This is a genomic window from Kitasatospora sp. NPDC057936, assembly GCF_042887525.1.
In the GTDB taxonomy this organism is placed as follows: domain Bacteria; phylum Actinomycetota; class Actinomycetes; order Streptomycetales; family Streptomycetaceae; genus Kitasatospora.
On sequence record NZ_JBHVPD010000016.1, the window covers coordinates 80270 to 105882 of the forward strand.

27 protein-coding genes and 1 pseudogene are annotated in these 25613 nt (G+C 71.0%); 12 read left to right on the forward strand and 16 right to left on the reverse strand.

Going from position 1 to position 25613, the window contains the following annotated elements:
* Positions 1–516: 516 nt before the first annotated feature.
* Positions 517–882 carry a hypothetical protein gene (locus ACFVU9_RS11510; RefSeq protein WP_387592324.1) on the forward strand — a complete coding sequence of 122 codons (366 nt, stop codon included), beginning with the start codon at positions 517–519 and terminating at the stop codon, positions 880–882.
* Positions 883–1388: 506 nt separating this feature from the next.
* Positions 1389–1853 (forward strand): hypothetical protein, encoded by a 465-nt coding sequence (locus ACFVU9_RS11515; RefSeq protein WP_387592327.1) that lies wholly within the window; start codon positions 1389–1391, stop codon positions 1851–1853.
* A 250-nt stretch (positions 1854–2103) separates the two neighbouring features.
* On the opposite strand, the gene ACFVU9_RS11520 is transcribed toward ACFVU9_RS11515, so the two are convergent.
* On the reverse strand, positions 2104–2412 hold the full coding sequence (locus ACFVU9_RS11520) for a hypothetical protein (RefSeq protein WP_387592329.1): 309 nt from the start codon (positions 2410–2412) through the stop codon (positions 2104–2106).
* Positions 2409–3122 (reverse strand): DUF1524 domain-containing protein, encoded by a 714-nt coding sequence (locus ACFVU9_RS11525; protein WP_387592332.1) that lies wholly within the window; start codon positions 3120–3122, stop codon positions 2409–2411. Before ACFVU9_RS11525 ends, ACFVU9_RS11520 begins: the two co-directional genes overlap by 4 nt.
* A 280-nt stretch (positions 3123–3402) precedes the next feature.
* Between ACFVU9_RS11525 and ACFVU9_RS11530 the strand changes: the two genes are divergently transcribed.
* Positions 3403–4086 carry a DUF1524 domain-containing protein gene (locus tag ACFVU9_RS11530; protein ID WP_387592335.1) on the forward strand — a complete coding sequence of 228 codons (684 nt, stop codon included), beginning with the start codon at positions 3403–3405 and terminating at the stop codon, positions 4084–4086.
* Between the two features lie 86 nt (positions 4087–4172).
* Here the strand turns inward: ACFVU9_RS11530 and ACFVU9_RS11535 are convergent, their stop codons facing one another.
* The 3 genes and pseudogenes from ACFVU9_RS11535 to ACFVU9_RS11545 form a co-directional block, all read right to left on the reverse strand.
* Positions 4173–5171, reverse strand: coding sequence for a hypothetical protein (locus tag ACFVU9_RS11535; RefSeq protein WP_387592338.1), 999 nt, complete (start codon positions 5169–5171; stop codon positions 4173–4175).
* Between the two features lie 148 nt (positions 5172–5319).
* Positions 5320–5980 (reverse strand): annotated as a pseudogene (lexA, locus tag ACFVU9_RS11540) (transcriptional repressor LexA); the annotation flags it as partial.
* A gap of 129 nt (positions 5981–6109) precedes the next feature.
* Positions 6110–6256, reverse strand: a complete 147-nt coding sequence (locus ACFVU9_RS11545; RefSeq protein WP_387592341.1) for a hypothetical protein — start codon at positions 6254–6256, stop codon at positions 6110–6112.
* 417 nt (positions 6257–6673) lie between these two features.
* Between ACFVU9_RS11545 and ACFVU9_RS11550 the strand changes: the two genes are divergently transcribed.
* Positions 6674–6811: a hypothetical protein gene (locus tag ACFVU9_RS11550; protein WP_387592343.1), complete on the forward strand. Its 138-nt coding sequence runs from the start codon at positions 6674–6676 to the stop codon at positions 6809–6811.
* 113 nt (positions 6812–6924) lie between these two features.
* Entirely contained in the window at positions 6925–7392 is a 468-nt protein-coding gene (locus ACFVU9_RS11555; RefSeq protein WP_387592346.1) for a hypothetical protein, read from the forward strand.
* Between the two features lie 940 nt (positions 7393–8332).
* Here the strand turns inward: ACFVU9_RS11555 and ACFVU9_RS11560 are convergent.
* The 3 genes from ACFVU9_RS11560 to ACFVU9_RS11570 form a co-directional block, all read right to left on the reverse strand.
* Positions 8333–11224 carry a tetratricopeptide repeat protein gene (locus tag ACFVU9_RS11560; RefSeq protein WP_387592349.1) on the reverse strand — a complete coding sequence of 964 codons (2892 nt, stop codon included), beginning with the start codon at positions 11222–11224 and terminating at the stop codon, positions 8333–8335.
* Between the two features lie 9 nt (positions 11225–11233).
* Positions 11234–11458: a hypothetical protein gene (locus tag ACFVU9_RS11565; protein WP_387592352.1), complete on the reverse strand. Its 225-nt coding sequence runs from the start codon at positions 11456–11458 to the stop codon at positions 11234–11236.
* Between the two features lie 664 nt (positions 11459–12122).
* Positions 12123–12470 carry a DUF6354 family protein gene (locus ACFVU9_RS11570; RefSeq protein ID WP_387592355.1) on the reverse strand — a complete coding sequence of 116 codons (348 nt, stop codon included), beginning with the start codon at positions 12468–12470 and terminating at the stop codon, positions 12123–12125.
* 277 nt (positions 12471–12747) lie between these two features.
* Here ACFVU9_RS11570 and ACFVU9_RS11575 point away from each other — a divergent pair, with 277 nt between their 5' ends.
* The gene (locus ACFVU9_RS11575) at positions 12748–13140 is read left to right on the forward strand and encodes a hypothetical protein (protein ID WP_387592357.1); all 393 of its coding nucleotides are present in this window, start codon (positions 12748–12750) and stop codon (positions 13138–13140) included.
* Positions 13141–13534: 394 nt separating this feature from the next.
* Entirely contained in the window at positions 13535–13783 is a 249-nt protein-coding gene (locus ACFVU9_RS11580; protein ID WP_387592360.1) for a hypothetical protein, read from the forward strand.
* A 202-nt stretch (positions 13784–13985) separates the two neighbouring features.
* On the opposite strand, the gene ACFVU9_RS11585 is transcribed toward ACFVU9_RS11580, so the two are convergent.
* The 7 genes from ACFVU9_RS11585 to ACFVU9_RS11615 form a co-directional block, all read right to left on the reverse strand.
* Entirely contained in the window at positions 13986–14294 is a 309-nt protein-coding gene (locus ACFVU9_RS11585; RefSeq protein ID WP_387592363.1) for a hypothetical protein, read from the reverse strand.
* On the reverse strand, positions 14291–14950 hold the full coding sequence (locus ACFVU9_RS11590) for a hypothetical protein (RefSeq protein WP_387592365.1): 660 nt from the start codon (positions 14948–14950) through the stop codon (positions 14291–14293). Before ACFVU9_RS11590 ends, ACFVU9_RS11585 begins: the two co-directional genes overlap by 4 nt.
* 236 nt (positions 14951–15186) lie before the next feature.
* Positions 15187–16185, reverse strand: coding sequence for a hypothetical protein (locus ACFVU9_RS11595; protein WP_387592368.1), 999 nt, complete (start codon positions 16183–16185; stop codon positions 15187–15189).
* Between the two features lie 554 nt (positions 16186–16739).
* A complete protein-coding gene (locus ACFVU9_RS11600) occupies positions 16740–17243 on the reverse strand; it encodes a hypothetical protein (protein WP_387592370.1) in 504 nt (167 codons plus the stop codon).
* A 128-nt stretch (positions 17244–17371) separates the two neighbouring features.
* A complete protein-coding gene (locus tag ACFVU9_RS11605; RefSeq protein WP_387592373.1) occupies positions 17372–18046 on the reverse strand; it encodes a hypothetical protein in 675 nt (224 codons plus the stop codon).
* Between the two features lie 652 nt (positions 18047–18698).
* Positions 18699–18902 carry a 4-fold beta flower protein gene (locus ACFVU9_RS11610; protein WP_387592376.1) on the reverse strand — a complete coding sequence of 68 codons (204 nt, stop codon included), beginning with the start codon at positions 18900–18902 and terminating at the stop codon, positions 18699–18701.
* Between the two features lie 148 nt (positions 18903–19050).
* Positions 19051–20619 carry a pentapeptide repeat-containing protein gene (locus ACFVU9_RS11615; RefSeq protein WP_387592379.1) on the reverse strand — a complete coding sequence of 523 codons (1569 nt, stop codon included), beginning with the start codon at positions 20617–20619 and terminating at the stop codon, positions 19051–19053.
* Between the two features lie 526 nt (positions 20620–21145).
* On the opposite strand from ACFVU9_RS11615, the gene ACFVU9_RS11620 reads away from it, so the two are divergent.
* The 4 genes from ACFVU9_RS11620 to ACFVU9_RS11635 all read left to right on the forward strand — a co-directional run bounded on the left by ACFVU9_RS11620 (position 21146) and on the right by ACFVU9_RS11635 (position 23068).
* Positions 21146–21514, forward strand: a complete 369-nt coding sequence (locus ACFVU9_RS11620; RefSeq protein ID WP_387592382.1) for a hypothetical protein — start codon at positions 21146–21148, stop codon at positions 21512–21514.
* Positions 21515–21797: 283 nt separating this feature from the next.
* Positions 21798–22031 carry a hypothetical protein gene (locus tag ACFVU9_RS11625; RefSeq protein WP_387592385.1) on the forward strand — a complete coding sequence of 78 codons (234 nt, stop codon included), beginning with the start codon at positions 21798–21800 and terminating at the stop codon, positions 22029–22031.
* Positions 21989–22399 carry a hypothetical protein gene (locus ACFVU9_RS11630; RefSeq protein WP_387592388.1) on the forward strand — a complete coding sequence of 137 codons (411 nt, stop codon included), beginning with the start codon at positions 21989–21991 and terminating at the stop codon, positions 22397–22399. Before ACFVU9_RS11625 ends, ACFVU9_RS11630 begins: the two co-directional genes overlap by 43 nt.
* Positions 22400–22462: 63 nt before the next feature.
* Entirely contained in the window at positions 22463–23068 is a 606-nt protein-coding gene (locus ACFVU9_RS11635; protein ID WP_387592391.1) for an SMI1/KNR4 family protein, read from the forward strand.
* Positions 23069–23081: 13 nt separating this feature from the next.
* Here ACFVU9_RS11635 and ACFVU9_RS11640 read toward each other — a convergent pair whose 3' ends face one another.
* Positions 23082–23900, reverse strand: coding sequence for a DUF4253 domain-containing protein (locus ACFVU9_RS11640; protein WP_387592394.1), 819 nt, complete (start codon positions 23898–23900; stop codon positions 23082–23084).
* A gap of 962 nt (positions 23901–24862) precedes the next feature.
* Between ACFVU9_RS11640 and ACFVU9_RS11645 the strand changes: the two genes are divergently transcribed.
* A complete protein-coding gene (locus ACFVU9_RS11645) occupies positions 24863–25552 on the forward strand; it encodes an HNH endonuclease family protein (protein ID WP_387592397.1) in 690 nt (229 codons plus the stop codon).
* Positions 25553–25613 lie beyond the last annotated feature (61 nt).

A 25613-nucleotide genomic window follows, 5' to 3' on the forward strand; every position in this document is an offset into this window, starting at 1 on the left:
CGGCGGGAACCGCTCCGCCGAAACATCGCCCAGGTCGAAATTCCCCACTCGCGTCCACTTGACGGTGCGTCAAGTGGACGCCGCCTCGCTTGCGCACAGTAGCCCGGAGTGAGGCTTGCCACCGCCTCGCGATCGACCGCTGGACACGACCCGGCCTGGACGACGTCGATGTCGGCGGCCGCCAATGCCCGGACCGTCCGGTCCCACAACAACGGGCCTCCGTCATCGGCAGTCGCAGCAGGGGCTGGGCAGTGAAGTGGTGCTCGTCGTGCATTCCGCCGAACGTACAGGCCCGACCCGGACCGTGCCGCCGGGAGTCGTGCGGGCAGGGACGCGCCCGTCCCCGACGGGACGGGCTCTTCGTCAGCTGTCGCGAAGAAGAGGTGCCGTTGATGAGGCTCTCTGAATCTGGCCGGTGTTGCTCCAGCTCCTCAATTCTTTGAGGCTTGAACGGTCTGGGGAGTGGGGTGAGCGCTTGGCCCTTTCTGCTGACCGGATCGGCGGGAGCATGGCCTGATGGAGGAATCGCTGGAAGCGGCCTGGGACTTCGAGCTGGACAGTTCGGCAGGTATCGACCAGGCATATGGTCGTGATGAGCACGTGGGCTTGGTTGCTCTGGTCTCGGCGGCTCGGGCAGGTGGGCTCGGGTGGTTCTATCCGTTCACCAGCATGGGCCGACTCTGCTTCAGCACGGGGCCGCGCTGGTGGATGGGAGACGGGGAGCCGGTGCTGGCGTTCGTGACGGTGGCCCCGGAGGGCGGCTATGTCGTCTGGCGCGGGAGTCCCCATGTCCATCCGGCCGAGGAGGTGCTGGAAACGCATGCGGCCGGCGAAGCCGTCTCCGAGCTCGAACGCCTGCTGGGACTGCACGACTTCATCTGACGACGCCTGCAGCGTCAAGGAGCGAGCCCGTGCTGCGGGCTCCCCCCTTGACGGTTGACGGGTCAGACCCGGCGAAGGGGGACGACGTCGTTGGTCGGTTGCGGGATGGTCGGTCGGGCGGCTTCCGGGGTGGCCAGCAGCGCGACGATGGTGATGGGCTGTTCGCAGTGCGGGCAGTTGCGGACCGCGGTGGGCGCGAGGGCGTCGGCGGTGCGGGGTCAGGCGACTCGCTGGTCGGCCGCCACCACGAGCGAGGGTGAGGAGGGTTCCGAGGTGGTGGCGGTGGCGGCAGTGATCATACGCGTACCGGTTCGCACCCGCGTACGATCACCAGCCGTCGCCGATGAAGTGAGGCTGGATCGATGCCCCGTACCCCAACGCCGGTACACCTGAGCGCTGTCACCCTGGCCGTGACCGCCCTGTTGGCTTGCGCGGCCTGCGCTGGACAGACCAAGGTCGTGCCGCCCACTCCCGTGGCGTCCGCTCCCGTGCCGACAAGTGCCGCCGTGTCCACCGTCGCCACAAGCCCTCCGCCGAGCCCGGGCCGACCGGACCAACAGCAGCTGGACACGGCCGCGGACGCGGTCTCACACCTCGCCGGCTCCTACCAGGATGTCTTCACCGGCCTGACGGTGGACGTTCCGGACGGTCGCGTCATCGTCTACCGGAAGCCGGGCGGGGGCGGCTTCGACGCCGCCCTCGCCCACCTCGGTCTGGGCGTGCCCGTGGACCTGCGCGACGCGCCGCGCTCGATCAGCGAGCTGACCGCCACCCGAAACCGGGTCACGGCGCTGATCGGGCACACCAGCGACTACAGCATCGCCAGTGTGGGCGACGGCTCGGAGGTGAGCTTCACCCGCGGCGTGGTGGAGGTCGGCGTCAGCGGAAACCTGGCCAGCGCCCAAGCAGACCTGCGCGGCCGCTTCGGCGACCGGGTCACCGTCTCAATCGCCCAACCGCTCTACGGCTGACCGGACGCTACGCCCCGCGGTCGGCTGTCGGAGCTGCACTCCTCGGCACTCTCCTGTCCACAAACCGAACGACGTCCGACTCCCGCCGGCACCCCGCACCGGTCCCTCCCGGAGCCGTCCCTCCCGGAGCCGTCCCATGCGGCGGCAGTGAAGCGCCGTGCGGCCCGGCCCGCCTCGGAGGAGCTCACCCGCTTGCCCGTCCGTGGGGTGCGGCCGCGCCCCACGGCCGCGCCCCGCGGACGGGCCGCGCTCAGGCCACAGCCTGTGCCCCGGTTCCGCCTCCTCGCCTGATCGCCGCGACCGTCGCCTCGTGGACGGCCCGAGCGAATTTCCGGTCCGGGGCCGGGAGGGGGCTGTTCTCGACGGTGTACCACTCCTCGGCCCCGTCGTACTGCACGTCCAGGAGTGCCTGCCGGCCGTTCCAGGTGGTGCGCAGGGTGAGGTCGCCGGTGATGACGCCGACGTCGACGGTCATGACGCCGCCGGGGCCGGCGGTGATGCCGGTGGTGACGAGCGGCTCGCTGCCGACAGTGCCGACGGCCGGGTCGGGGGTGGTCATGATCCCGCCGGGCAGGTGTCGAGCATCTGGCCGAGCGCGGTCTTCTCCGGGCCGGTGACGGCCAGCTTGTAGTAGGCCTTCACGTCCGTCCAGGCCTTCGCGTAGTTGCACCAGGCCGATTGGGACGGCGGCTTCCACTGGTCCGGGGTCTGGTCGCCCTTGCTGCGGTTGGAGGCGGCGGAGACCGCGAGGAGTTGGGGGCGGGTCAGGTCGTTGGCAAGGGCCTTGCGCTGGTCGTCGCTCCAGCTGTCGGCGCCGGCGCGCCAGGCGGCAGCGAGCGGGACGACGTGGTCGATGTCCAGTTTGTTGGCGTCGGTGAAGGTCAGGCCGTCGTAGGGGGAGGTCCAGTTTCCGGTGGTGGGCTTGCACTGGGCGTCGGCGGCCACCGCCTGCCCGTCGCGCTTGAGCACGGTCTCGCGGGTGTCGCAGGACTGCCCCTGGGCGGCCCAGTGCGGGAAGCGGTCCCTGGAGTACCCGGTCATCGGCCTGGCCGGGGCGACGTTCAGCGCCGCCAGCTCGGCCCGCGCCACCGAGGCCGACGACGGCGCCGGCCCCGGCCACGCCCCGGCGGAGGCGGGCGGGGCGGGCTTCGCGTTTGTGTCGTGGCCGGCCGGCTTCGAGCACCCGCCGAGCAGCGAGCCCGCGAGCAGCACCACACCCGCGCCGCACGCTGCCCGCCGCACGGCCGGAGAGGAAAATCGCATCCGCATGGACGACAGCCTCGCGGCCCCGACAGCCCATCACCAACCCGGCACGCCAGTGGCGCCGCGTGGTCTTCGCAACACCGGCCGCCGGATCCGTGCCGGGCGGGCGGCGCCACCCGCTATCCGCCGCCGGGCGGCGAGGCGAACGACCGGGGAACCTCCAGGGCACGGAGCCCCGGGCGGGGTGAACTTCCATGGTTCCTGCCCGAAGTGATCGTCACGTCCGCTAGGAAGGCGTCAAGACGTGGTGCGACCACGTACTGACGACACCGGAGGACGACCCAGGATGAGCCTCAACACGACGACCCGGACCGCCCTCGCCGCGGCGGCGACACTGCTCGCCGGCCTTCTCCTGCCCCAGGCCGCCCAAGCCGCATCGCACTCCCCCACGCAGGCGGCCTCCGCCGCGCGGCAGCGGGCGCTGCCCGAGCCGCCGTCGGCCGACCAGGTACGCACCGAGATCGACACCCTGACCGTCGAGGCCCCGCACCCGATGACCGGCTACTCCCGGGCCAAATTCCCCCACTGGATCCAGCAGGGCGCCAAGTGCGACACCCGCGAGCTCGTCCTGCAACGCGACGGACAGGACGTCCAGACCGACTCCGAGTGCCGGGCCGTCTCCGGAACATGGCTCAGCCCCTATGACGGCAAGGTCCTCACCTCCGCCTCCCAGGTCGACATCGACCACATGGTCCCGCTCGCCAACGCCTGGAGAAGCGGCGCCGACGGGTGGACCACCGAGCGCCGCAAGGCCTTCGCCAACGACCTCACCCACTCCCAGCTCGTCGCGGTCTCCGCCGCCAGCAACCGCAGCAAGGGCGACCAGTCCCCCGACCAGTGGAAGCCCCCGGCCACCGCCTTCTGGTGCACCTACGCCCGCGCCTGGGGCGACGTCAAATACACCTACCAGCTCAGCATCACCGACACCGAGAAGACCGCCCTCAACCAGATGCTCGACACCTGCGCGTAGCCGTCGGGCCCGGCCCGCCCCTGTTCAGGGGTGGGCCGGGTGGTTGCCGTGCAGGTGCGAGCAGCAGGGCTCGATCGCGGCGGGCCTCAGTACTCGGTGAGCCAGGGGAAGTCGTGGGGGTTTCGCATCTGGGTGAGGCATACGAGCAGGCCGTTGTCGTTGGCTCCGTCCTGGGCGTCGCGCAGCCAGGGGGCCGGGGCGAGGAGGGCCGTCAGCTCGTCGGTGACCGCGGTGTCGAGGAGGGTGTCGAGTTCGGCGGGGACGGGGTCGGCGACGAGGCAGAGCCAGGCCAGGGCGGCGCTCACGCGCACGTCCGTCGGCCGGCCGGGGACCCGCCACCAGTCCCGTAGTTGCGCGACGGTCGTCGGATCTCTTTCCTCCCAGGCGAGTTGGCCGATCCCCAGAACCAGGCAGGCGCGTGTCACGGGGTCGGCCTCGTCGGCGAGGCGGGTGTGCAGGGCGGCCGGGGCGTGTCCGGGCGGGGGCAGCGCGGCCGCCAGGGCGTGGGCGGCGGCCTGGCGGACGGCCGGTTGGGGGTCGTCCAGCAGGAAGCACAGCAGGTCCGCGTCCGCCGCCACGGCCTGCCGGGCCGCCTCGATCGACCAGGTCTCCAAATAGCCGCTCGGACCGAACCGGAGGGACCCGTCGCGTTCGCCCGCGCGCAGGAGGCCGGTCCGTGAGCCGTCGCCGAAATGCTGCCTACGCGCGACCGCGCCGACCAGGAGCAGGACGGCGGTGCGGTGGCGGGGGTAGGCGAGCGCGATGCGGATCAGGAAAGGGACGGCCAGAGCGCCAGGAGCGGAGGTGCCGCCTTGATGGCAGACCCGGTTCCACAGCGTCCCGAGGGCCCGGTCGGAGGCCTCGTCGCCGAGGCGGACCTTCTCCAGCAGGGCGGGGACGTCACCGCCGGGGCCGTAGGCGTGGTGAAACCGCGCCCAGGGCACGGCGCCGTAGCGCAGGTTGTCCTTGACCTCCGAAGTCATCGCGGCCACCACGGTCCGTACGTCCTGCGGGGTGCCCGCGTGGAAGTCCTGCCCGCCCTCGTGCCACACCGCCGGCACGCCGGCACCGCCCCGCCACCCCACGAGATCCTCTTCCTGGCCGACCCACCCGAGACCCAAGGCCCCACGGCACCGACCCGCGCCGGTGCGAACTCGTCCTACCATCCGCCGCCGACACTGACAGGCGATCCGGCCGTCGCCCAGTCGGCGCGGCTTCGGCGGGCGGTCCCGCTCAGAGGCGGCGCAGGACCGCCACGACCTTGCCCAGGATGGTGGCGTTGTCGCCGTTGATCGGCTCGTAGGCGGGGTTGTGCGGCATCAGCCAGATCCGGCCGTCCTCGCGCTTGAGCCGCTTGACGGTGGCCTCGCCGTCGATCATCGCGGCCACGATGTCGCCGTTCTCGGCGACCGGCTGGCGGCGCACGGTGACCCAGTCGCCGTCGCAGATGGCCGCCTCGATCATCGAGTCGCCGCGCACGGAGCGCGAACAGCTCGCCCTCGCCGACCAGTTAGCGCGGCAGCGGGAAGACGTCCTCGACCGTCTGCTCGGCCAGGATCGGACCGCCGGCGGCGATCCGGCCCACCAGCGGCACCTGCTAGACGGCGGGGTCCGGGGCCGTGCCGGCGGTCTCGGCGTGACGGTCGTCCCGGACGCGGTAGGCGCGGGGGCGGTGCGGGTCGCGGTACAGGATGCCCTTGCGCTCCAGGGCCTTGACCTGGTGGGCGACCGAGGAGGTGCTGGGCAGGCCGACGGCCTGGCCGATCTCGCGCATGGACGGCGGGTAGCCCCGGCGCCGGACGGAATCCCGGATCACGTCGATGACGCGGCGCTGGCGCTCGGTGAGCCCGTCGCCGTCGGTGCGGACGCCTTTGGGCTGGCCGATTCGGGAGCGGGTCGTGGTGGTGTCGGCCATGATGCCCTCTCGGTCGTTCGGGGGGACTGTATCCCGCGCCGTGCGGGAGGGTCATCGGGTTCGGGGTGGCGGTGTCGCCGGGTACCGGTCGAGGGGTGTGGGCGGGGGTCATCGGAAGTCCCAGCTTCGGGTGCCGGGGGCGAGGACGAGCGGGGTGAGGCGGGTGGCGACGAGGTTGACGGCGCCGTCGCGGCGTTCGGCGGCGCCGTGGACGAGCAGGCCGGCGTTGCCCAGAACGGCCCTCCTCGTCTGCACCGCCTGGCGGCAACCTGTGGCGGCACACCCCCCTGTACCGGGGCCCCTTGGAATGGGCTCTGCACTCGGCGGTCCGCAGGTTCTCCCCGCCCGGGCACGTCGCGACGGCAGCGGAGAACAGCCACACGGCGAAGACCAGTGCCGCCCGCTGCCGGGCCTGACCGGCCGGGGCGGGGGCGTGTGCCGCCCCGGCCCGGTGGGGCGAGCGCTGTCGGTAACCCCCTCCCCCGAGGCACCGGCGGAATTCGCCGCCGCGAGGCCAAGGAGTCCATCGGCTCGCGTGCTTCCCGTGCCATCCAGGCTCTGCTCTGTCCAGCCGCAAAGCAGGCCGACGCCCTGACGCAGGGTCGGCCGTGCGTACGATCCCGACGGTGTCCAGAGGGCTGAGCGAGGGAGCAGTACGCCAGGGCCTACCGGTTGGAGGAGGCCGAGCGGCAGGCCGCACTGGTGGTCACGGCGCACCAGTTCTGGCCGGAGGTGCCGGCCGAGGACCGTGCCGCCCATACCCGGCTCCAGCGCGTCGACGGGGCGGCCCCGGAGAACACCGCCGCGTAGTACGCCGTCGTATTCGCGCCAGCCGTCCCCGTCGTTGTCGTGCTGCCGGACGGTGCCGCGCTCTAGGATCAACTTCGTGTGCCGAACACCGGTATGACACAGCAGAGGGGACCATGATTAAGCGGACGAAGACGCTCGCGCTCACCGCAGCGGCCGGGGTGCTGGGGGTGACGCTGGCGTTCGCCGGGACGGCATCGGCGAATCCGGCCGACCCGGCACCGGCCTCGGACGAGCCCTTCGGTCAGCCGGGGACGGGCCAGATCCTGCCGCCGACCCCGGACGAGGACACCATGTTCTCGATCCCCGACTGGATCGGGAACGGCGGCGCGGTGACGGCCTCGGTGACCGAGACGCTGCCGATCGCCGTCAACGTCGGCTGTCAGGGCGGCGGTTCGGTGCAGGTGCACGTCGGCGGTCTGGCTCCAACCGACTTCACGGTGCAGTGCCCAGTGGACTCCGTCGGCGTCGGCTCGGTGGACATCCCCGCCCGTCCCGGCCGGGACTTTCAGTTCACCGTGCGCACCTCGGCCCCGTCGATCCACTGGGGCATCAACGCCCTCCAGATCCGCCCCGCCCACTGACCCGGCCCCCGGGCTCGGCCCCGGACGCCCCGGTGGCCGGTGACGGCCACACCCAACACGCCCACGCGGGTGCGCAGTTCGCGGTCGGCGGTCTGCGGTGACCACCACGCAGGCCCGCGCCGGATCCCCGGCGCGGGCCTCACGGACCCGTTCCACGATCCGGTTGTCCCCGCAGTCAACCGGCAGCAGGAACCCGGTCACCGCCGAGCCGCTCGCCGCTCTGGCCTCCTGGCGGGCCGGGACGGCCGTGGTCGGCCCTGCCCTGGGTAGTTCCCGCAGCCGGCCGGTCGCGCTCCAGCCTCGACCGGAGCCGCCGTGCGACGCGGGCGGCCGGCCTTCGAAATCCCACGCGTGAACAGGGCTGCTCCCGCGTCCTCCCTGGTTCTGCAGTTCTGTAGAACCGGTGCAATGCCACTGACTTAAGGGCGATCGCGAGCGGCACCTCGTCCGCCTCGAGGTGACCGTCCAGCGCATTCAACGCGAGCGCGGCAGTCGCCGGCGCGAAGGCCTGCTGCAGCCCCTGGAGCCCGGCCAAGCCCCGGCACGTAGAGGTCGCACGCGGCGAGCACCCGGTCCTCGGAGGCCGCGGGATTGTTGATCATGACGTAGCCCGGCAGGGTGGTCGGCCCCTGCTCGGCCTCCGGATCGCCGGCGTACCGGAGCCGGATCCGATCGCCCTCGTGCCGGTCGTCGGCGTTGACCTCGAACAGCGACCGGGGTACTCCCGTCCACCACTTTTCCCAGCAGATAAGGACAACGGCAGCGGCCTCCGCACGGTGCGCCCAACTTTCGGCAGCCCCGGCCACCGGAAACCGGCGATGGTCAGGGCCCCACGTGGACGAGAGCGGGGACCCAGCAACTTCGCCGTCGCCGCGCGCCGGTTGCACCGGTTGCGTGAGGGACAGAGGGCGAGCTCCACGTTGACGCCCGCCGTCCGGGCTCATCGTGAGTCACCCTGCTCGGTCTCCCGCGCGGACATCAGCGACTGCAACTGCGCAGCGTGTCGGGCGGCGTACAGGCTTCCCAGGCCGGCCGACCGCAGGTACCATTCCAGCGCCTCGGGCAGCCGGCCCGCTTCGCGGAGAAGGTCGGCCATCTCCCGCACCGCCCGCCGGTCCCCGGTATCCGCTCGGTGGCCGAGCCAGTTGAACGCGCGGTCCAGCCGGCCGCAGTCCCACAGCATCCACACCGCCTCCCGGTAGGCGTCGCGTTCCCGCAGGTCGGCGGCTTTCGTGAACGCGGCCAGGGCCGCCTCGATGTCGCCCCGGCCGCGGTGCAGCACCCCGATGTGCACCAGCGACGCCGTGTCGCCCTGATCGGCAGCCCTGCCGTACCACTGGAGGGCCTCCGCCACACGCCCCGCAAGGCGGTACAGGGCCGCGGCCTGATGCATCGCCACCGCGTCCCCTTGCTCCGCCGCCTGGAGGTAGAAGCCCAGCGCCTCTTCCCGCCGGCCCTCCGACAGCAGGAGGTCGGCCAGCGGCCGCGCGCTCAGGCCGTCGCCCTTGCGTACTGCCGCCCGGTACATCATGATCGCCTCGTCGTCACGGCCCAGGGACTGGAGCCGCTCGGCGCCCTCCCTCCAGGCCCCCACGTCACCGGCCGCCCCGGCCTCGGAGTAGAAGGTGACGGCCCGGGTCACGTCCCCCGTCGCCCACAGCACATGGGCGGTCTCCCGCAGGGCGCTCGCGTCCCCCGCTGCGGCCCGCCCGCGCAGCCACTCCACCGCCTCCGCCGCGCGCCCGCTGCGCTGCATCAGGGCCGCCGCTGCCCGCAGCGCGTGGCTGCTGCCGCCGGCCCGTGCGGCCTGCTGGTAGAACTCGATCGCCTCGTCGTTGCGGCCCTCGCGGCTGAGCCTGCGTGCGGCGGTGAGGGCGGCTTCGGCGTCACCGGTTGCCGCGAGGTCCCGCAGCCACGCGATCGCCTCGTAGGCCGTGCCGTTCTCGCTCAGCAGCACCGCCGCGGGCTCGAGGGCCTGGCGGTCTCCGGCCTCGGCGGCCCTCTGGTACCAGGTCGCCGCCTCCTTGCGGTGTCCCGAGGCCTGCAGGAGCGCCCCGCCCATCAGGAGCGCGTCGGTGTCCCCCTGGGTCATCGCCGTGTGCAGCACCTGGACCTTCAGCAAGGGATCGGCGTTGCGGTTGGTGGACAGGAATTGGGCGACCGACCCCCGCGCGTTGGCGTCGGCCAGCGCGAGCCGGGGATCCTGCCCGGCGGCGTCGGCCAGGTCGGCGAGCTCGGCTCCGGTGAACAGGTCCGGGACGTCGACGGCCGCGTCCTCGATCATGGTCCGGGCCGCCGTGGCCGCCCCCGGTGTGGAGCCCCCCGCGCGGGTCAGCACTCCGGCGGAGGCCGAGACCGTGCCGATCACCAGCACCGGAGCACGTCGGGGGTCGTGCAGGGCCTCGCTGATCTCGGCCTGCACCATCCCGGCGACGTGGCACTGGCCGGGATCGAGGTACCGGTCGATCCGGTCGAGCCACACCACCGACCCGGGGCCGGCCTGGGCAATGGCCTCGACCACCAGCGCGCCTTTGGACGGATCCGCGGGAAACCAGATCCTCCAGCCCGCCGGCAGTGCCTGCATCGCCTCCCAGCAACTGCGCGTCTTGCCCGTGGCCCGCAGTCCGCGGGCAACGACCAGCGCGCTGTGTCCGTCGACGGCCCTCTCCACGATCCGCTCGAGAACCTGGTCGTGCTGGCGCCGGACGTAGGGGACCAGAACCGGCAGCTCCTGTCTCGACTCCGGCAGGGCGAACGTCTCCCGCACCCCCAGGGCCAGCGGATCCACCACGTCACCGACCGCGTGCCCCCACGGCCTCACCGCGGCGGCGCTGATCCACAGCTCCCGCGCCATCCCGCCGGCCGCGACCGGGTCGAGTCCGGCCATCCTGGCCATGGCGACCGCCACTGCCACGGCATCACCCTGAACGGAGAGCAGGTGCGACGACCTCAGCAGCCGGTTCACGCTGTCCCGCTTGGGCGCCGAGTCGAGGGAGTCGTCCATCCGGATCGACGCGGTGATGTCGGTCAGCGACGGAGCGCCCGCCTCCAGGTACAGCTCGTGCAGCCAGTCCTTGAGCGCCCGAAGCGGTCCAGGGCGCACCCACGCCTGGGCCTGCGCCAGCCGCGGCCGTCGGCCGCCCGCCCGCCGCCCGCCGCTTTCCTTCGCCCTGCCGCCCCTGGCCTGAAGCACCTTCACCCCTGAAGATCCCGGCCCGCCGCCGCGCGCCCGGGGCTGACGGCGGGCCTGGACACGCACCCAGGCGTCCTCCCACGCCGCCGCGTCGTACCCGGCCACCGGCGACCCCGGGAAATGCCCGATCACCTGCATGAACACGCAGAAGACCTGGAGCGTGGGCACCGCCCCGGGGCGCAAGGCGTCCCCGAGCGTGCTGCGCGACAGGCTCAGTCCCAACGCCGTCGCGCGTTCGCTGACCGCGCGCAGCGACGGGCTGCCGCTCAGCCGCAGGGCCGTGCGCATCGCTTCACCGAGGTGATGCGCCTCGCACAGAGAAGCCGGGTCGTGCCAGCGAACACCAGGCTGCCCATCCGGGGCGGCGGAGGACGAGGCGGCCGGGGTGCGGCGCCACAGACGCTCCGCCTTCCTGAGCTCCGACGGACTGCCCCCGCACGCCCGGACGAAGGCCTGCACGACCTCGAGCTTCGGGCGCCGCTTGCCCGAGGCCGCCCGGGAGAGCGTGGAGATCGATATACCCGACTCTATGCTGATCTGGGCGTAAGTCTTCCCACAGCGCGCGCAGACGCTGTGGAGGAACTCGGCCAGGTCCCCGGCCACCGCTCCCGGGGCGATCGCCGTCTTCGGCCTTCCCATCCGGCACGCTCACCGGCGCCGGCGGGTTGCCGAGACGGCCGAGACCAGCCGTCTCACCAGCTCCGCCGCCGTCAGGACGGCGGCGCTGGACAGCGCGATGATCGTCTCGGTCGGCAGACCCATCACGGCCAGCACGACGAACACGGCCAGCACGGCGACGGCGACGACCACGACGGTGACGGGCAGGACCCCGTCACCGTCCCCTGTCTCACGGCGCTTGCGCGGCACACCCATGTCGCGTTCCCTTCTACGGTCGCAGCCCTTGTGAACACCGGCACGGGGAGTTGCAGCTCCCACCGGCCGTGCGGACAAGTCTTGAACACCCCACGGCCCCCGCACGCACAACGGGACTCCCGGATTCGCCAGGGCCTGAAACAACGCCCGACCGGCGTCCGGGATCCGCGCAGATCAGAGCGCTCCAGCGGCACAACTCCACCTGGCAGAACCAGGCCTGTCCGGTTTTCAGCCCGGCCGCCGCGCCACCCCCGGGTTGTTGCATGCTCGTCCGGATCTCCGTGCAAAAACGCCGACCGCCGGCCATCTGGTTTCCGCAGGTCAGAGCCAGGCAACTGCGGAGCGGCAGCCTCCTGGCCGACCCCGCGTCCGGCTCGAAGCCATCGCAACTCGGTGCGCTGCTCCGGGCACCCGGGAGATTGGTACCCGTTCCCCGGTCGCAGCCAGCACAACCCGGGACACCCGGACCGGACACCCGTTGCAGCGGAACCGGTCCCGCCGGCCACCAGGCCTGCCGTTCGGGGGGCGCCCAGCGCCCCCCGAACTCCTCCGAGACCCGGCGACGTTCTCCGCCACGGCCCCCGGCGCCGCCGCCCGCAGACGCGCCCGGGCCTTCCAGCCGTCGGCTTCGCCTCCGGCACCGGCCGGGCGACGCATTGCCCACTCAGCAGCACCGCCCTGGGACAAGCCCGCCGGCCAACCGCCCGGACCCACGGCCGGCCTCACCCCACCGGAAGACCAGGGTGCTTGCGCCACCTAAGCGGGAGACGGAGAAGGCGGCACGGGCGTAGTCGGCCGGGATGGCCGCCGGACCGTGGAGCGCAGCGACCGCCGCCAGCAGCGCCGCGTACCAGGGATCGACGAAGAGGTCGTCGTCCGCTTCCTTGACGAGCCCGTACCGGGAGGGAGACGCCAGGGCGTCAGCCATGGCGAACGGCCTGCGGCCTACGGTACTGGCGTGATCGTGAACCACCAGGCACTCTGCCCTGCCGTCGTCACCGACGGCCGGCACCTACAGCCGCCAGCCCCGCCCGGCCATGTCGCGGGCCAGGGCACGGAACACCTGGCCGGGCCTGACGATCCGCTTCATCGTTGTCCTCCCCTCGGCCCGCTGAGCCACGGCCCCGGCAGAATCCGGCGCGCCCACCGAAGTAGAGCAGGGTGTTCGCCACCGCCAGCTCCGCCCGCCGATGCCTTCGTCAGACCCATGGACATCACCTGCCGTCCAGCCCTCCACTGGTAACGGCGGGCGCCTCCGTGAGGGCGGTGAACGCCGAGGTCTCAAGCACGTGGCGAAGGACGCCTACGGTCCGAACGGCGAGGAAGCGGGCGTCACGCCCGCCCAGGCTGCCGGGCTGACCACCGCCACCGACCCGAACGGAGTGTTCGACGACCTCAACATCGCTGGGGACGCACTGCGCTCGGCGATGCAGAAGAGGCCCGGAATTCTGCGCGAGTTCGGGCAGCCGGGCGCACCCGACTTCAAGGAGTTCATCGTCGACGTCGATGTCATCAGGGACGGCCAGCGCCTGACCTCGTTGGGCAAGGTGCACCCCGCGGGCGGGAGTCTCGACGCCGTGCCGGCCGGTACCAAGGTCAAGGTCCGTATAGCCAGGGCGGCCAACCCGCACAATGGCAGCAAGACGTGGATCATCAGTTCCATTTTTCCCATGGCAGGGTGACGCGTGATGACAGAACGTTACGGCGGAGACGAGTTCGGGTTGCCTCACCTCGGCCAGGTCTTCCACCACAGCTGGCGGGGCGAGTGGCCCACCGAGAACGAGGCGCTGGAGTACTACGCCGACGGCATGCCGACGCACCTGGTCGAAGCGCTCCTCGTCGACGCCCTCCGGGTGACGGAACCGGCCGTGCCGACCTGGGTGTTCGAGACACTCTGGTCGGTCGGGGCCGAACGCCGCCTGGAACTCAGGAGCGAGGGGATCGACCCCCGAGCCTGGCTGCTGCGGATCATCCGGCTGTGCCGGGAACGACTAAAGCCGGGAGGGCCTCGACCACCCGGACGAGGTCCCGCCCACCCCATACGGGTACCTCACCGGGGCCGTCCTGGACGAGATCATGATCGTCACTCCCGGCCTCCTGGAGCTGGCGCAGGACTCGTCGTGGAAGTCCGTTCCCGGCGTGGTGCCCGCACTCACCCACACCGCGGCCCACGCCTGCCCCGACCTGGCGTTCCGCTTCTTGCTGCGCGCGCTCACCTACGCACCACAGATCACCCGGAAGCAGTATGAGAGGTACGTGGAGCTCGGGCGCAAATTCGAATACGGAGAGTTCCTGGTCCCCGGTTATGACCACCTGATGACCTGAACAGACCGGCCACCCCTGGGCGCGCAGCCGGTGCGGATAACGCACACACCGGCTGCGCGCCCTCGCGTTCCGCCGGTGGGCCCGAGCTTGACACGTCGGTGACCTTGGGGACGGCCGGCAACCGCGGCCAGAGCGGTCTGGAGCCACCGGATCCGGCTCGGGACGGGGAATCGACTCGGCCGCGCCGGGGCCGAACTGCTCCTTACCGGGCGAAGGTCTGCCGCGGCCGGATCCTGGCCCCGAGGACGACTTCGCGTTCGTGGGGGCCAGGGCAGTTCTCCGGGCTGACACCGAGGCGCGGCGAGGTGGTGAGGGTGCCGTCCGGTTTGGTGAGGACGTCCAGGGCGCCTGCTGTCCGCAGCTGCGCTACGTACGGATCTTCGTCCGCAACGCCGGGGAAGTGCGTTTCCTTGTCGCGGCGGGCCTGGACGCGTCCCGCGTCACCCACCTCGACCTTCCCGACTTCGAGCAGACGACGCTCTGCATAGGGCGGGCCGAGCGACTCGATCAAGTGCTTGGGACCGGCGTCGGGATCCGGGCGCCGGCCATCGGCTGCGCGGCAGGAGCGGGCTGCAGCTTCACCTGGTGGAAGCGCATGCCGTCCGCCCGCTTGGAGTGCCGGAGGATGTGGTGGTAGCCGGTGGCGTCGCGGTAGAGGGATTCCAGGTACAGCACCCGCATGATCGCTGCGAGTTCGGCGTCGGTGGCGTCGACGGTGTGGCGGCGGGAGCCGTCGACGGGGCGTGCCTTCGCGATCGCGGTGCCCAGCGCGACGGTGTCGACGCCGGTGAGGGCGCCGGCTTCGGCGTCGGCGAGGGTGCGGCGCAGGAGGTCGAGGTCGATGCCGCGGACGCTGACCGCGGTTTCAGGTACGGGATCGGGCCTGGCCGGACGCTCGGCCGGGTTCTCCTGGTGCTCCCGGTAGCGCAGGGCGTCCCGCCCGAGCGTGGTGATCCGTACCGCCCAGGTCGGGCGCGTCCTGTCGGCGAGGAGGTTCTTGAGAAGGTCGGCTGGTGCGGCCTCGCACAGGCCGGCGTCCACGAGGGTGCGGGCGACGGTGATCTCCGAGTTGCGGACCTCCAGGGGCTGGCTGCCGGTCAGCCAGCCTTCCGGGCCTTGGGCGGCGACGGTCTCCAGCATCACCCACGCGTCCCGACGCAGCGTCACCAGTACCTCCCCGAGAGTGATGTCACCCGGATCCTCCCAGCTCTCTCGCCGCGGCGTCCCGGTTTTCGACATGCCGCGGACACGGAGCTCCAAGGGCACAGCTCGGCGACGGGCATCGGCGATGTCAGGGAGGCCCGTCGCCGCGCCGCTTTCCTGGCCGCAGCTGGAGGTCGCGTGGCGGTCTGCAGGTCAACCAGGCACCCAGGGTGGGTAGCTGCTGTGGAGGGGCTGGGGGTTTACGGCAGTCGCCGGTCCTCGGACGGGTCGTCGGGTTCGCAGGCCTCGTACGGCTCGAAGTCGGAGTGGTCGAGGAGCTCCGAGATTGAGAAGGGGTGCCGGTGGTCGGTGAGGAGGCGGTGGATGAACTCGGTGGTGGAGCCGTCGAACCGGGCCTGGTGGTCGCCGTCCTCGTTGCGGGCGATGACGGGCCATCGGTTCGGGTCCGTGGCCTCCGTGAGCCAGTAGAACTGGTCGGCCTGTTCGGAGCCGGCCCACTGCAGCAGCCCGCCGGGGGCGGGGTGGAGGCGGTGGGGGTGGTAGAGGTCGGCGATGTCGAGGTAATCGAGGTAAGCGGTGCGCTCGGCGAGGTGCCCGGCGTTCCTCACCAGGCACGGGACGTTCGGGAACGGGGCGTCGGAGCCGGGCGGCGGGCTGGGCAGGAAGACGTTCAGGAAACCGGCGAACGTGCCGGGGCCGAAGTACTCCGCCAGGTTGCGGTAGTCGGCGGGCAGGGCGGTGCCGAGCCGGGCCTCGGCCGACGGCCAGTCGACGGGCCACTCCCGCGACCGCGGCCGGCCTGTCACCACCGCCAGCCCCCGCAGCCAGCGGGCACCCGACGCCTCGTCCTCGTCCTTGGCCTCGGCTTCCGCGGCGGGCAGGCAGGCCGTGGCCGGGTCGGCCTGGCGGGCCGTCACCGCCACCAGGTACGGCGAGCCATCGTCGTCCCGGACGATCCCGCAGCCGATCCAGCGCCCACGCACCGCCCAGCCGCACAGCTCGACCAGGCGCCCGCCGAAGGGAACGGTCAGTGCGAGGCCGCAGTCGTCGTCGAGGGTCGGGTCGACGAAGCCACCGGTCGCAAGGTTGCGCGACACCCCCCAGCGCGGGCGCAGCGCCTCGACGAGGCTCCGGTGGGCGGCGTCGAGGTCGCCGGTGGCCGGCAGGCGGGCGATGCCCGGCGCCGGGTCGGCCCGCAGGGCGTCGATGCGGTGCAGGTGATCGGTGGTGTCGTCCATGGCGGAAGTCAACCGCGTGTCGCCGACAGTGTCTCGTACGGGGCAGCAGGGGAAGTCGATCAGTGTGCTGGCGCGCTCGGGGGCGCGGGTCAGTGGTGCGGGCCCGGGAAGTTCGTTGCCGTCTGGGGGACGCTGTCCGGCAGGTGCACCGGGTTTGTGCACGGGTAGCCGGCCACGACGTTCTTGGCGTACTTCAGCGCGATGTCCGGGACGGCCTGGTGGGCGTCGTCCGGCTTCGGATCGGTGACGTCCCGGGCTGAGACCTCGACGGAGACGTACGGCCGGCTGATGCCGGGGCGAGTTCGGCGGCCAGGTCCAGCAGATCCTGCCGTCCGGGGTTCTCAACGAGCCGTCAGCAGGACAGGACAGCCTATCGCGACCGATCCATCGGTGCCTTGCGGTGCCTTGACCTGTGCAAATGTCCGGGTGGCGAGGAGGGAACCGGGGGACTCATTGCGTCGCCCGCAGGCCTGCCTGCGGCGGTGGCCGTGGAGGATCCAGGCGAAGGTGTTCGAGGGTGTCCTCCCCGGCCGGGGAGGACACCCTCGAACACTTCAGGACGAGGTGCTGGTGCTCGGGGTGTCCGGGTGGATCGCCTCCAGTGCCCCGGCTGCCAGCATCACGTCCGACCCTGTCCGCCAGAATCGCAGTGAGTCACCGGATTTCTTTTGCACCGAGGCGGAATCCCCAGCCCCTTCGATTTTGACTGCCATCGATTTCTCGCCGCAGCCGATAGTGGTGAATTTGAAGGGGACCATCTGCCCGGTCGCCTGGGTGTATTTCCCTACGAGAACGCTGCCCGGGAATTCCACGTGGATGTCCGCGGAGGATCCGGCGGCAGGGCGCTGCGATCCGATGGAGGCGAGGGCGGCGGTCGTCGGGACAGTCGCCCCGTCTGGCAGGAATGCCACCTGGCAGGTGTCGTTCCTGATGGCGAGGATGACGCTGGTGCCTGCGACGTCCGCTATGCCCAGGATTTTGGCCTTGCCTTTGGCCGGCGGGGCGTCGATGCTGCGCTGGACTGCGGGGTCCGCCGGGGCCGCGGCCGTCGCGTCCAATGCCCAGGACCCCTGCTCCTGGGGAGCTGCGGTCCCGCTGTCAGTGCAGGCGGTCGCGAGGACGGCGGTAGCGACGAGGCTTGTCGCTCCCATTATTCCGCTGGATCGCCGCATATTCTTCAACTCGCTTAGTTCGTCAAGCCGTTGTAGCAGTAGCCTACCGGCTTCTTCACCTCTCCGCTGCCGACGGTCCAGCCGACCGAGCCGTCGTAGACCTCGAACGTCCAGTAGTCGTACAGCGGGTAGGCCTGCAGGTTTCCGAACTTTCCGTCGGGAACGGTGTAGGAGCCCGTCTCGGTCTTCGTGACGGTGTCGGTCACGTTGAAGCCGATGCCGGCGGAGAGGACCCCTGCGTTGATCGATGCGCTCGCGTTCCACTGAGTCGCCGTCGACCTGGCCTGGGTCAGCGTCAGAGTCATCGGGCCGGGTCCGCTCACTCCGTCCACCAGATCAGTGCCGCAGAGCTGCCCGTGGTACGAGATGTTGCGGGGCTCCGTGAAACCGGTAGTGGAGCTCGGCGAGTCCTGGGTCGGCGTGATGCGGGCGCGGGCCGGGGCCTGAGGAAGCGTCACCGCCGGAGCCTGGCGGTCGATGGTCCAGTGGGCGGGGTCGGCGCCGGCCGGGAGCTGCGTGGCGGCCACGGCCGCCGAGGAGGCGGGCGCGGCCAGAGCCTGGGGTGCGGCCAGGGCGGTCAGCACGCCGGCACCGATCACCGCACCAGAAATTCGGGAAACAGTCTTCCGCATTTCTTCTCCATTTCGATTGACTTCGAAATCGAATGGCCCGATCGATCGATTGGGCATGAACGATTCCGCAGTCCACGAATACTTCCGGCAAGAAGTTCCATGGAATTTGAGCGAGAATTGAGCCCGGTAATGTGAAAAATGCCAAAATACCCGGTAGATTCGGACTTCCAGGAACCTGAAATTCCGGTTTTGTGGCTGGAGTGACTTAAATGCACTTCCGTTAACCGTGATGCTGAGAACCGCCGGGAGTGTAGGGCAGCGCGTGCGAGGTGAACGCCCCCAAGCCGACAGGCAGCGGCAGTACGAGCCCAGAATTGATGGCGAGGGCGGCCATGGACTCGGAGCCCATGCAGGAGCAGGTCACCGGGGCGCCCGCGGCCCGCCGCGCACTGGAGCAGGCCACCGACTCGTCCACCAACCCGCGCTACCGAGCCCGCGCCAGCCAGCCGCTTCCCAACCTGGGAATCACCTCCCGGCCGCCGACTCCCAAATTGGGAAGCCACCACCAGCACGTCGGCGGCGGATCCGTCGACGCGGCACCAGTCGCTGAGAGCCCGGAGGATTCGTCACCCCGAAGCCGGCCATTTCGTCGATAGCCCAGCACTTCTCAGATGCGCTCACCCGATGGTGCCTGTGGGCCCCGGACCGGTGTCCGGCCCGCGCCCGGACCTGGCGTCAGAGAGGGAAGGATAATGATCATTCCCTCTCCTCAGCGGGGTAGAAGGATCAGGATCGCGGTGGCGGCTGTCCCTTCCGTGTCGCTGCTGGCAACTACCGAGCCGACGTACCGGTGGTTCGCGTCGTAGACCACCCCGGCCTGCACCGAGCCCACGTACCGGTGGTTCGCGTCGTAGACCACCCCGGCCTGCACCGAGCCCACGTACCGGTGGTTCGCGTCGTAGACGTTGCCCATGTATGCCCCCTGGTGGTGGTTGGCGTGCGGCCTTCGTCAGGCATAGCCGATCGCGGGTCCCGGCGGGAGGAATTCGGCGGACCGGACGTACCGCCGAATGGGAAGGATAATGATCAATCGCATTCCGTTCGGTCCAGCCGCCATCCAATCACCGCTTCACGCGGCCCCGTAGGGCCAGGAGCGCGAGACTGAGCAGGACCGGGCCGGTGAGGCGGAGGACGGCTTGGAGCAACTTGCCCCATGCGGTGAGCGTCACCTCGCTGTCAGCCAGCGAAAGGGTGGCGCGGAGTGCATACAGCAGGCTGGTCCAGTACGAGACCGGTTGCGGCGGGCTGGTGAAACCGACCAGATGGAACACGAGCGCGAGCATCGCGGTTACGGCGATGAGCCAGGCAAGGGCCCGCCAGGCACGCAGCCCGTACCCGGACACCAGCCAATACGCCGTCAGCACGCAGCGTTCGACCCGCCCCCTATTGCTCCGGCCGTCGACCGGGATTCCGGCGGCGGGACGCGCGCATCGCCGCATTTCCATTTCGCCGTAGTAGAAGTCGGCGGCGCCAGGCTCGTCCTTGGCGTCCTCGCGCCCCTTGCGCAGGGCCCGGTACACAGCGGCGATCTGGCCCGGGTTCAGGTCCCCGGACTTTGGCTGGTCGAACCACTCCGGCCAGTGCGGGGCGACCCAGCGGAGCGACCGGAAGGGCCGATCAAGCACAGCAGCTGCCCAGCGAGGTAACCAGGTGGCCCAGCGACGTGACCGGGCAGCCCGCCAGGCGCGTTCCTCGGCGATCACCTGCCGCCAATCCCAGCTCCGAGGTCCCCTTTCTGGGGCCGAGGTAGTCGTGAAGCCGACACCAGCTTCCAGACGCAACTTGTCGAGGTTGTGCGCGCCGGTGAACAGGCAGTCCGCGGCGGTGATGTTGCTCAGCCTCAGGCCCGCGACGTTGGCGCGCCGCAAGGACAGCAGCTGCGGCCGCTCGGAGATCTCCTCTCCCAACAGGCTTGGCCAGGCCCGGGCACTGCGCCGTTCCTGGGCCGACATCCGGCTGCCGGCCAGGCGGGGGATACCGGTGAGGATCGACGGTGCGGGGAAGTCGGTGTCGTCCAATACGACACGAGCCCATCGCAATCGGAGCTGCACGCCGCCAGGGAAGCGTGCACGACGGCAGGACAGCTTGATTGTGCTCACCTCGATCTGCACCGGCTGCAAGAACTGCGCCTCGTCCAGCACCAGCTCTCGGTGAGCCAGAAGCGGCCCGAACTGCCGCGTTTGCTCGAACCAGGCTCCCACGAAGATCCCGTGGGCGCGGAAGACCGCGTCGTCGAACCGGGCGTCGCCGGTGAACCTCGCCGCGTTGAACGAGGCCTCGCCGGTGAACCTCGCCTCGTTGAACCAGGCGTTGCCGGTGAACCTCGTCACGTTGAACCGGGCGGAGCCGGTGAACCTCGCCCCGCCGAACCAGGCGTTGCCGGTGAACCTCGCCCCGCCGAACCAGGCGTTGCCGGTGAACCTCGCCCTACTGAACGAGGCGTTGCCGGTGAACGTTGCCCTGTCGAACCGGGCGTTGCCGGTGAACCTCGCCCAGTCGAACGAGGCGTCGCCGGTGAACGTCACCCAGTCGAACGAGGCGTCGCCACCGAACCTCGCCTCGCTGAACCAGGCGCGGCCGAGGTGGGGCCGTCCTGTGGTGGGGTCCTGGAGGGCTCGGAGGAGTTCCACGAGGAGGGCCGGGGTGAAGGGGGTGCCGCTGTGGTCAATGTCGGTGCCGGGGGACAGCGAGGCGAGGTACCGGCGTCGTTTGCGTCGTGGGAGGTGCGCCAGACAGGAGGTGTAGCCGCGGACGCGGATGCCCCGGCAGCCGACCGGGTCGGCTGCCGGGACGGCGCCGTGCCCGCAGTGCGCCCAGTCGGGTGGTTGCGGCGAGGGGTCCCTTCTCATGGCCCCGGGACCGTCCGGTGCGTCATGGCGCCCATCGTCGGTCGGCCGGCATGACCGCGGCGGCGCGCGGGGACGGCCCGGCGCGTTGGTTCACCCGCCCGGCGGACAGGCGGTAGGTGGCGATCAGCTTGGCGAGAGTGGCTTAGCGGCCTTTGGGCATTCGCAGGCCGGTCACAGTGATCACCGGCGGCTCGGTGTCCGGGCTAGGTCGTCCGGATTCTGCGTTGTGCTCCGTACCGTCGGCTGCTGAGCTTCAAGGTGCGCCCCGGCACCGGCTCAGGGCGGGACCGACGAACCGGAGGGTTCCATGCGATTCACCAGGACCAGGAAGCGTGCCTCGGCCGCCGCGCTCGCCGTGGTGGCGATGGGCGTGACCGGAGTGGGGAGCGCGACCTCGGCACAGGCAGCCGAGGGCTCCTGGACGATCCGCAGCGGCGGCTGCCTCGCGTTAGAGAAGGTCGAACTCCAGAGCGGCCACGACCACATGGCGATCGATCCGATCGCCGCCCCCAGCGGCTGTACGTTCGGCATCATGAACGTGAACACCGGCCAGTGGGCGTACGGCCCGACCACCTACCCCGGCCAGTCGCCATGGTTGTACGACGGCCCGGGCATGAGCCTGCAGGCGTGCACGTGGGGGCCGCGCAGCACAGAGGTGTGCGGCCCGTCCAACTGAGCCGCCACAGCGCGCGGCCCGGGCAACTGACGCCGAACGCTCCGGGACGAGGCGAGGGCGGGTGTGCGCCCGGCCGCACGCCGCCGCGACGGTGATACGGCACCGCCGGACCGACACGCGCCTGACCGCCTCCGGCCAACCGATCGGCAGCACCGAACACCAACAGAGTCACCCTGCTCGGTGCACCCGCAACGCTGCTGACCAGGCGGCGCAGGGCTATCCGAGAGCCGCCGGGACCCCCGCCGGCAGCCGCGCCCGCGACCTCCACCACGTCCTGCGCAGCGTGTTCACCGCCCTCAAGCAGGAACGGCTCGTCTTCCACAACGCCATGGCCGGAATCTCCCTGACCACGCCCGTGCGGGTGCCGGTCCCGCTGCCCAGCGACCGCCTCGTGGTCTTCTGGACCGCCTCGACGGCTCTCGGGCCCGCCTTGCCGTCGCACTGGTCGCCGTCCACGGCCTACGGCCGTCGGAAGTGGCGCGTCTCCGGGTCGACGACCTCGACCTCACCCGCCTGACCGTCCGTGTGCCGCGCGGCGAGGACTGGCACACCGTCTACCTCGAAGCGCTCACGGTCGAACTGATCACCGCGTGGCTCACCGAACGGCACCGGCGCTGGCCCCAAGCCCCCAACCGCCACCTGTTCATCACCAGCCAGACCGTCAACCATCCCAGCCGGCCGCCCCTGAGCTACTGCGGCCTACGTGCCGCCTTCGACCAGACCGGCATGCTGCCCAAGCAACTCTGGACCGACAGGATCCTCGACGAAGCCAATCACACCGCCGACCCCGTCCACCTGGTCCGAGTCTTCGGCATCCACCCCCACACCGCCGTGAAGTACGTCCACGCCGCCCACCCCCACAAAGCCCTTCCAAAGATCCGCTGACAGACCAACTGACGTGTCGGACCAGTCACGTAATCTGCCGCCGTGCCGAATCCAACTGATCCAATGTCCGCACCTACATATGCATGGCGAGAGCTGCTGCAGCGATGGAGCGATGAGTGGCTGGACCCGATCCTGCACGAGCAGGAACGGCCCGAGCCCTTTCCAGCCGAAGTCCGTGCCGCTCGCTGGCTGGGCACGACAGGCGCGCTTGACGGAGAGGTCGCGCAGTTGGAGAAGCGCCTTGGTGTCAGCCTGCCGCCCAGCTACCGCCAGTTCCTGCTGACCAGCAACGGATGGCTCAATACGACCACCGGCATCGACCGGCTCCTGCCGACGCAGGAAGTCGGCTGGACCAGGGATCTCGACCCCGAGTTGGTTGCCCCGTGGGTCGAGACCGCCGGATCGTTCGAGGTGCCCGACGAGGACTACTACGCCTACGGGGAGGAACAGGACCCTTGCCTGATGCGGGCCGAGTACCTTCCTCACACGCTCAAGATCAGCCACACACCCAACGCGACTGACGTCTACCTCCTCAACCCCCTCGTCGTCACCGCTGACGGAGAGTGGGAAGCCTGGTACCTGGCCCATTGGCTGCCCGGCGCTGTCCGCTACCGGTCCTTCTGGGACCTCATGAACGCCGAGTACGCAGAATTCAGCGGCGTCGAGTAGGCCGCGACCGATCTCAGTCCCACCAGAAGTGCCACGAGTCGGCATTCACCAACTGCTCTGCATACTCAGGCAGTTCCTCGATCGATCCGACATTGTCGGGGCAGAAGGCAAAGTGCTCCGCCGCGACCTGCATCGCTTCCGACAGCGTGGTGGGAGGCGCTGCGACGCTGACGTACAGGTCCGCGAAGCCCAGCGCCACCACCCGCACACCGAACCGGTCCTCCCAGTACCGCAGGACCGCCGAGATCTCGGCCGTATCGCTGACGCTGTTCACCGGCCCGCTCCAGCCCGAGGCAGTGAGAGCATCAGCCCCACGGTCGGCGGGCACGAGACCGATCCGCAGCCGGGGACGTCGTTGGAGCAGCTCGGCGGCATACGCGCGGGCGCGGGAGTCAGCGTCCGCCGCGGACACGTCCCCTCCAGTCCTGCGCGCAGTCTGGCGGTCGACGAAGGCCGCGAGGCCCTCGTCCACCCCTGCACAGCCCTCCCACCAGCCGGCGAGGAGCTCCTGCGGGTCGTGCTCCTCCGGCTGCGACATCATGTCGGGGAACAGCTCCCCCGAGCCCCACGGCCTGAACTCCTCCATACCGAGGCGGTGGGCCTCCAGGAGCAGGGGCCACAGACCGGACGAGTGATGGCTGGCGACGAGCTCGGACCACAGGCCAGCCGCGGCAGGCCCATCGCTCATCCACATGACGGGCACCGGCCCCTCGCCGTCGTCCGGCAGCACCGTTCGGCCCGGGGGAAGCACGACTGACAGCGTCCGCCCCGTGGTCAGGTCGGCAGGAAACAGCTCGCGCAGGATGGGCGGGAGAGGGTTGTGGTTGGTCACGCAGGGACCGTACAACCCAGGTCGGACGACGAACCCGCACGCATGGTGCCTGGCGCACGAAAGCAAGGTACGAGTTCTCGCCCGTGGAGCCCCGAGAATCTGCGAACTCGTTCACTTCGGCCTTCGACATCCTCACAGCCGGTGACATCGACCTGCGCGATCTGCCCTACCTGGAACGCCGCGCGCGGCTGCTGGGCCTGCTCGACGGCACCCCGACGACCCTCCGGCCTACCCCGCCACCGGTGACGGCCACGGCGCGCTCGCCTGGGTCGGCTCTCTGAGCAGCGCGATCAAGGGCGTCGTCGCCAAACCCGTCGACCGCCCCTACCTCCCGCGCCACGGCTCCGGCTGGACCAAGTGCGCCGCTGCCACCCCACCAAGGCCGTCATCACGACATCACCCAGGCCTCCAGCCCCGGCCGGCAGGCGCCGTCCTCTCTCGGCCCGACACCGGCCGGCCGCCTACGGCCGGTCAGCGTGAGCCTGCCGCTCCCAGCCGACGTCCTGTCCGTCCGGGACAGCGGGACGGTCCTCCTTCTGGACTGCGTTCCCCGAATCGCTCGCCGAGCTCGCGGCCGAGTTCACCGGCCGGTCGGGGCCTCTGGCTGGGCGACGGCCTATCCGAGCCGCTGGCAGTTGCCCGCGGCCGAAGCCGGGCGGCACCCCGCCGGCGCGGCCCTGGGACGGTGCCGCGCCTCCCACGGCATCCCCTACCGGCCGGCCCGGACCGCCGCACTCGTCCACCCCGCTCAGGACCTGCCGTCTGCGGTCCCCGCCGCTGCCCGGCATCGGCACCGCCGAGAAGTGGCGCCGGCGCGCGGCCACCAACTGGACCACCTGCCTCGAAGCCGGCACCACCGGCCGGGCAGCAGGCACCGGCCGCCGGTCAACACCCCGCCCGCCACGCCGACCAAAAGGTGACGGTTCGTCTGCTGAGCAGTGCTGGCGGGTAACTCCTAGCGCATGATCACCTCTACTTGGTGGCGCCGCAGTGCCACCACCGTCGCCGTCCTCGCCCTCGCACTGGTCCCCGCCGCCGCCCCGGCCGCGGCGGCGGCCCCGACGACCGCGCTGCCGGCCGCAGCCGCGCCCTCTCACCGGGCGCTGCCGGAACCGCCGCCGGTCTACACCGCGCGCGACGAGCTCGCCGACCTCCCCGTCTCCGAACCGCACTCCATGGACGGCTACAGCCGGGCCCGCTTCCCCCACTGGGCTCTCCAGTACGGCACCTGCGACACCCGCGAAGTCGTCCTCGAACGCGACGGCCAGGACGTCGTCCAGGACGACCAGTGCCGCGCGGTGGCCGGCACCTGGGCCAGCCCCTACGACGGCAAGATCTTCACCAACTCGAAAGATCTCGATGTAGATCATCTGGTGCCGTTGGCCAATGCCTGGCGGTCCGGGGCCGATCTGTGGGACACCAAGACCCGCAAGGCCTTCGCCAACGACCTGCTCGACCCCCAGCTCGTCGCCGTGTCCGCCGCCAGCAACAGGGCTAAGGCGGACAAGGGCCCCGAGGCCTGGCGCCCGCCCCTGCGCTCCTACTGGTGCACCTACTCCCGGGCCTGGGTGCACGTGAAGAGCCTCTACCACCTCAACGTCACTGCCGCCGAGCAGCAGGCCCTGAGCGACATGCTCGACACCTGCGTGTAGGCGGCGCAGCTGGCCTTCCGGCCGGCCTGACCAGCCCTCAGCCGGTGCCTCCACCCCCGGT